This is a genomic window from Flavicella sp. (assembly GCF_029238425.1).
Taxonomy (GTDB): domain Bacteria; phylum Bacteroidota; class Bacteroidia; order Flavobacteriales; family Flavobacteriaceae; genus Flavicella.
In genome coordinates, this window is sequence record NZ_JAQWGB010000084.1 from 1 (window position 1) to 5,778 (window position 5,778).

A 5,778-nucleotide genomic window follows, 5' to 3' on the forward strand; every position below is an offset into this window, starting at 1 on the left:
ATGCTGCAAGTGAATTGAAAAAGAAAATTACTTTATCTATGAAGGAAAGGTTTTTCATGAATTCTTTTTTCCTTGTTTGAATAAAAGGTTTTTTTCCTCTTGGTTTAATGAATCGTAACCGGATTTGCTGATTTTATCTAAAATAGCATCAATCTGTTGCTGGTTGGTTGGTCTGTTGGATTTTCTTTGTTTTGAGTTTTTTGTTTTTGCTTTTTTACGTTTGGCTTTATATACAGTTCGTAAATTGCTTCTTTTTGAAAACAGCGAACTAAACGGATTTTTTATGGTGAAAGAAAGAGTTCCTTTTCTAATCTGACTCATATAAATAAAACCAAATAAAGCTCCACCAAGATGCGCTAAATGCCCCCCCGCATTTCCACTTGGAATTTGAATTAAGTCCAACCCAACAAAAAATGCTGCTAACTTCCAGAGTTTGACAAAACCAATAAATCTAATGTTGATTTCGTAATTAGGAATATAAGTGGCAATACCAATAAAAATTGCCATTACTGCCGCACTAGCACCTACCAAAGTGGCATTTGTATTTTGCAATGCAGGGAATATAGTATAACTCACTAAATAAAGTAGCCCACCGAAAACAGTTCCGAAAAGATAAAAACTTAATAGTTGCTTTTGAGTAAAGTAATCAATGAAAAGATTACCTATATAATATAAAACCAGCAGGTTGGTTAGTATGTGAAAGAACCCTGCATGAAGGAAACCATAGGAGATAATACTCCAAGGTCTTGTTATAAAATAGTCAATATTCGAAGGCATTGAAAACCAATTCATCACCAAATTAGAATTGGATTGGAACAAATATCCAAAAGAATTTAATAGAAAAGTCAATAAAAATGCGCCAACATTTATATAGATTAATTTTTCTACAATAGTTCCTTGATTGTATTTATTTAGATATTTGTTCATATGATTAGTCCCAACGTTTGAATTGATTTTTTTTCCAATACCAAGCAATGATAAAACCGATCAAAGCTCCTCCAATATGCGCAAAATGGGCAACGTTTCCTATTGAGTATTTGGTAACACCAAAAAATAAATCCCCTAAAATCATGACCGGTATAAAATATTTGGCCGCAATAGGAACTGGGAAAAATATCAAAGCTAATTTGGATTCAGGGAATGATAAACCAAAGGCCACTAATACTCCATAGATAGCTCCAGATGCCCCTACTGCAGGTGTATGGTATAGACTGAAAAATTCACTCAATGCCTCGTTAGATAAACTAACCATATTTGCATTATATTTCCCCGTGTCTAATAGGTTTTGGATATCGCCACTACTAAGGCCATCAGAAATAAGCTGCTCATAAAAACCATTGAATTGGTAGTAATTCACAGCTGTATAAATCAATCCAGCGCCAATTCCTGCCGAGAAATAGAAAAACAAAAATTTATTTCGTCCCCACATTTGTTCCAATGGTGTTCCAAATGCCCAAAGTCCATACATGTTAAATAAAATATGGGAAAAACTTCCGTGCATAAAAATATGGGTCACATATTGCCAAAATCCGAACTCTGGATTTCCAGGAAAGTGCAACGCAAAAAGTGTTTGCAAATCAATTCCTTTGAAAAATTGAGGAGCAATAAATAGAATAACATTGATAATGATCAAATGTTTGATACTTTCTGTAATCCTGCCCATAATACTTTATAGTTTTGAATTAAAAATTTTATCCAATTCACCTATGGTCAAAGTTTCAAAAACTTTTTTCCCATAAGGAGAGATAGATGGTTCTTTGCAAGCGAATAGATTAAAAACCAAACTCTCTTGTTCTTTTTCTGAAAGCTTACTACCAGTTTTGATAGCAAGTGATTTGGCCAAAGATTTTGAAATAATATCCAATTGACTAAAGCTACTTTCGGGTACTTCTTCTTTAATATCGTCTAATAACTGTTCAATAATAATTGTTATTTGACTTTCAGTAATAGACGTTGGAATACCTTTTACAATAATACTATCATCTGTAATCTTATCAAAAAGGAAACCCGTATTTTCCAAATCTAATTTCAACTCTCTTAATATTTCAATTTCTTCTTTCGTGAATGAAATTTCAACAGGGAAAAGTAATTGCTGACTGGCAGCTTCTTTAACCGTTATGTTTTCTAAAAACTCTTCGTATAAAATTCTCTGATGTGCTAAATTTTGATGAATCAATACGACACCTGATTTTATAGTACTTAATAGGTACTTATTATGAATTTGAAAGGTTTTACCTGTTGCTTTTTCTTCTTCCTGCAAGTCCAACCCTAATTCCGCCTGTATAGGTTCTGTTCGGCTTTCAAAAATGTCATTCTCTGTGGTTTCTGAATACAAAGATTCCCATTCTGGCAAATCTGATTTAGAACTATAACTAGGAGAGGTGTAGGTATTGCTATTTGTTTGTGTTGCAGTGCTAAAAGAATTAGAGGCAACTTCTGTTTTAAAAGGATTGAAATTAGGATCAATTTCTATTTTTGGCTCAGAAGAATATTCTTTTCCCTCCAGTGCATAAGGGGTGTCCATAGAGGCATCCCTGTTGAAATCTAAAACAGGAGATACGTTGTACTGACCTAAACCATGCTTTACCGTGGCTCGGATGATCGCATACAAAATCTTTTCATTATCAAATTTAATCTCCGTTTTGGTAGGATGTATATTGATATCAATACTTTCTGGCGGAACACTTAAATATAAAAAGTAAGAGGGGTGGTACCCATTACCTAGCAATCCGTCAAAGGCGCTTGAAACCGCATGATGTAAATAAGAGCTTTTGATATATCGATCATTCACAAAAAAGAATTGTTCTCCTCTTTTCTTTTTAGAGAATTCTGGTTTGGCAACAAATCCGTCTATTTTTATTACATCAGTATCTTCAGCAATAGGAACTAATTTTTCGTTGGTTTTTCCTCCAAAAACTCCCACGATACGTTGTTTAAGGTTTCCAGCTTTTAAATTATAAACTTCAGAATTGTTGTGATTAAAAGAAAAACTGATATCATTATGTGCTAAAGCAACTCTTTGAAACTCATTGACAATATGTCTGGTTTCAATGGTGTCAGATTTTAAAAAATTTCTACGTGCAGGAATATTGTAGAACAAGTTCTTTACAGCAACACTCGTTCCTTTGGCAGGACAATCAGGTTCTTGTGAAGTTACTTTGCTACCTTCAATTTTGAGGCATGTTCCTATCTCTTGACCATCTTGTTTGGTTTTTAATTCAACATGAGCAATCGCCGCAATAGAAGCCATGGCTTCTCCTCTAAATCCTTTTGTGTTTAGGTTGAATAAATCTTGTGCTTCTTTAATTTTTGAGGTGGCATGTCTTTCAAAACACAACCTAGCATCGGTCATGGTCATACCGCTACCATTATCAATAACTTGAATTAATGTTTTTCCTGCGTCTTTTATGATAAGTTTGATACTGGTAGCTCCAGCATCAATAGCATTTTCTAATAATTCTTTTACAACAGAAGCAGGGCGTTGTACAACTTCCCCTGCAGCAATTTGATTTGCTACGTGATCTGGTAACAATTGTATAATGTCTGTCATTAAATAAGTGTGTGTAATTCAAAAAGATAGGCACAGATCCCTACTAAAAGCGCAATGATTATTGCCAAGCGTTTACTTGAACCACCGTCATTGGGACCTTTTTTTGATTTCGCCCAATCATTTTTTAAGTTGTTTTTTACTAAGGAAACTTTATAGTCTTTGTTTTCTGAGTTTTCAGAATCTTCCGCATATTTTCCTTTTAAATTTTCCAAACGCTCTTTGCGCTCGCTATAGTAGCGAGGCTTGTAGTTGAAAACGTAATGAGCTCTTTGTTTAAAAGGAGTTCCGAACATAAAATTTCATTTTGATTGTATGCTCAAAATTACAGAAATTAATGTTGGTATAAAAGTCTATTCTTTGAAATCTTTGTTAAAGAAATTAACAAAAATGTAAGGAGAGTAAGCGTGTAATGTTGGATTAGATATTTTTGATAACAGCCATCTTAATCGCTGCTATGGCACATTCAACCCCTTTGTTACCATGTTTACCACCAGATCTTTCAATAGATTGCTGCATGGTGTCATCTGTAAGTACACAAAATATAACTGGAATGTCTTGAATAATATTTAAATCCTTAATTCCTTGCGTTACTCCATCACAGACAAAATCAAAATGTTTTGTCTCTCCCTTGATAACATTACCAATAGCAATAACAGCATCCAAGTCTTGCGATGCAACCATTTTTTTCGCTCCATAAATCAACTCATAACTTCCAGGAACATCCCATTTGATAATGTTTTTCTCTAGTGCACCGTTATCCAATAATGCTTTAACGGCACCTTGATAAAGTCCTTCTGTAATTGATTCGTTCCATTCAGAAACAACAATTCCAAACCGAAAATTTTTCGCGTTTGGAACTGTGTTTTTGTCATATGCTGATAAGTCAGTAGTAGCCATAAATGCTATTTTGTATGAGTTAAGTATTTAAATACTTATTAGTTTTGAGCGTATTTTGCTTTATTGATGTGCATTTCAATATTGTCCGCTAAAGCAGACTCTGGGTATTTATTTTTGATTTCAGAAAAGAATCCTTCTGCTTTCTTTGCATCTCCCAAGTCCAAAGCGGTGTTACCGGCTTTTAGCAAGTATAAAGGCGTTGTAGAAGCGTTAGGCTGAACTTTTGCTGCTTTTTCGTAATAAGACAAAGCATCATCGTTTTGATCTAAATCAGCAAATGCATCTCCGATAGCTCCTAATGCAGCTGGACTTAATAAAGCGTCGCTAGAAGAAAACTTCTCTAAATATGCAATTGCATTTTTGTAATCATTTGTTTTTAAGTAGGAAAGACCTGCGTAATAGTTGGCTAAGTTTCCAGCCTTTGTTCCACTGTATTTATCAGCGATATCCACAAATCCATATTTTCCATTAGCTCCTTCTAAGGCTAAGCTGAATAAAGATTCCGCATCGGTAGTAGCATTGATCGCTTCTTCAAAGTTTTCCTTAGGGAAAGACAATTCATTCGCAGCTTCTTGTTCTTTCGGCTCAATTACGTAAGCATTATAGGCAATGTATCCTAAGATAAGAACAACAACAAGTACCAATCCAGAGAATAATGGCTTTTGGTATTTTTCAATCCATTGTTCAGATCTAGAAGCGCTTTCCTCTAAGTTTTTGAATACTTCAGCAGTAGCGCTTTCTTCTTCAATATGATCTACAGGTGCACTTTTAACTTTTTTTTGTCCTTTCTTCTTGTATGTTGCCATCTATTCTTGTTTTTCTTTTTTGGTTTATTTTCATCGAAATAAATAAGTATTTTAATTTGTTTTCGATTTATAAGCAAGCAAAAATAGTTTTTTTAATTGAATTTAAAAAGTCTCTTTTTCGCAAAACTTTTAATAATTTGCGCCCTCTTATTTATACGACCTTAGAACTATGTATCTGCGCAAATTATCTTTAGTGAATTATAAAAACTTAACACAGCAAGTGTTTGATTTCCAGGAAAAGATAAATTGTTTTGTTGGCGATAACGGAGTTGGGAAAACCAATGTCTTGGATGCTATTTACTATTTGTCATTTGCTAAAAGTTATTTTAATTCGGTGGCAGTTCAGAATATTCGACATGGGGAGGAGTTTTTTATGTTAGAAGGAAATTACGATGTTGATGATAGAGAAGAGGTGATTCTATGTAGTCTAAAAAAAGGTCAGAAGAAAATAATTAAGAGAAATGGAAAAGCTTATGAAAAGTTTTCAGAGCATATAGGGAAATTTCCATTGGTGATTATTTCTCC

The 5,778-nt window shown here is 33.8% G+C and carries 7 protein-coding genes; 1 reads left to right on the forward strand and 6 read right to left on the reverse strand.

Annotated elements, in window-relative coordinates; genetic code table 11:
- Nucleotides 1–54 precede the first annotated feature (54 nt).
- The 6 genes from P8H68_RS06340 to P8H68_RS06365 form a co-directional block, all read right to left on the reverse strand.
- Complete coding sequence (locus tag P8H68_RS06340; RefSeq protein WP_300322578.1) at nt 55–927, reverse strand: rhomboid family intramembrane serine protease; 873 nt, start codon at nt 925–927, stop codon at nt 55–57.
- A 4-nt stretch (nt 928–931) separates the two neighbouring features.
- Nucleotides 932–1,663, reverse strand: coding sequence for a rhomboid family intramembrane serine protease (locus P8H68_RS06345; protein ID WP_300322580.1), 732 nt, complete (start codon nt 1,661–1,663; stop codon nt 932–934).
- A 6-nt stretch (nt 1,664–1,669) separates the two neighbouring features.
- The gene (mutL, locus tag P8H68_RS06350) at nt 1,670–3,550 is read right to left on the reverse strand and encodes a DNA mismatch repair endonuclease MutL (protein WP_300322582.1); all 1,881 of its coding nucleotides are present in this window, start codon (nt 3,548–3,550) and stop codon (nt 1,670–1,672) included.
- Complete coding sequence (locus tag P8H68_RS06355) at nt 3,550–3,843, reverse strand: hypothetical protein (protein WP_300322584.1); 294 nt, start codon at nt 3,841–3,843, stop codon at nt 3,550–3,552. The genes mutL and P8H68_RS06355 overlap by 1 nt, the downstream gene beginning before the upstream one ends.
- Nucleotides 3,844–3,967: 124 nt before the next feature.
- Nucleotides 3,968–4,447: a 6,7-dimethyl-8-ribityllumazine synthase gene (gene ribH / locus P8H68_RS06360; RefSeq protein ID WP_300322586.1), complete on the reverse strand. Its 480-nt coding sequence runs from the start codon at nt 4,445–4,447 to the stop codon at nt 3,968–3,970.
- Between the two features lie 38 nt (nt 4,448–4,485).
- On the reverse strand, nt 4,486–5,253 hold the full coding sequence (locus P8H68_RS06365) for a tetratricopeptide repeat protein (protein ID WP_300322588.1): 768 nt from the start codon (nt 5,251–5,253) through the stop codon (nt 4,486–4,488).
- A gap of 169 nt (nt 5,254–5,422) precedes the next feature.
- On the opposite strand from P8H68_RS06365, the gene P8H68_RS06370 reads away from it, so the two are divergent.
- Nucleotides 5,423–5,778: AAA family ATPase (locus P8H68_RS06370; protein WP_300322590.1), on the forward strand; the 356-nt coding region annotated here is incomplete at its 3' end.

What these genes read in the sequence shown, in the direction of transcription:
- P8H68_RS06340 (WP_300322578.1), bottom strand. Translation starts at nt 927, where the DNA reads ATGAACAAATATCTAAATAAATACAATCAAGGAACTATTGTAGAAAAA.
- P8H68_RS06345 (WP_300322580.1), bottom strand. Translation starts at nt 1,663, where the DNA reads ATGGGCAGGATTACAGAAAGTATCAAACATTTGATCATTATCAATGTT.
- mutL (WP_300322582.1), bottom strand. Translation starts at nt 3,550, where the DNA reads ATGACAGACATTATACAATTGTTACCAGATCACGTAGCAAATCAAATT.
- P8H68_RS06355 (WP_300322584.1), bottom strand. Translation starts at nt 3,843, where the DNA reads ATGTTCGGAACTCCTTTTAAACAAAGAGCTCATTACGTTTTCAACTAC.
- ribH (WP_300322586.1), bottom strand. Translation starts at nt 4,447, where the DNA reads ATGGCTACTACTGACTTATCAGCATATGACAAAAACACAGTTCCAAAC.
- P8H68_RS06365 (WP_300322588.1), bottom strand. Translation starts at nt 5,253, where the DNA reads ATGGCAACATACAAGAAGAAAGGACAAAAAAAAGTTAAAAGTGCACCT.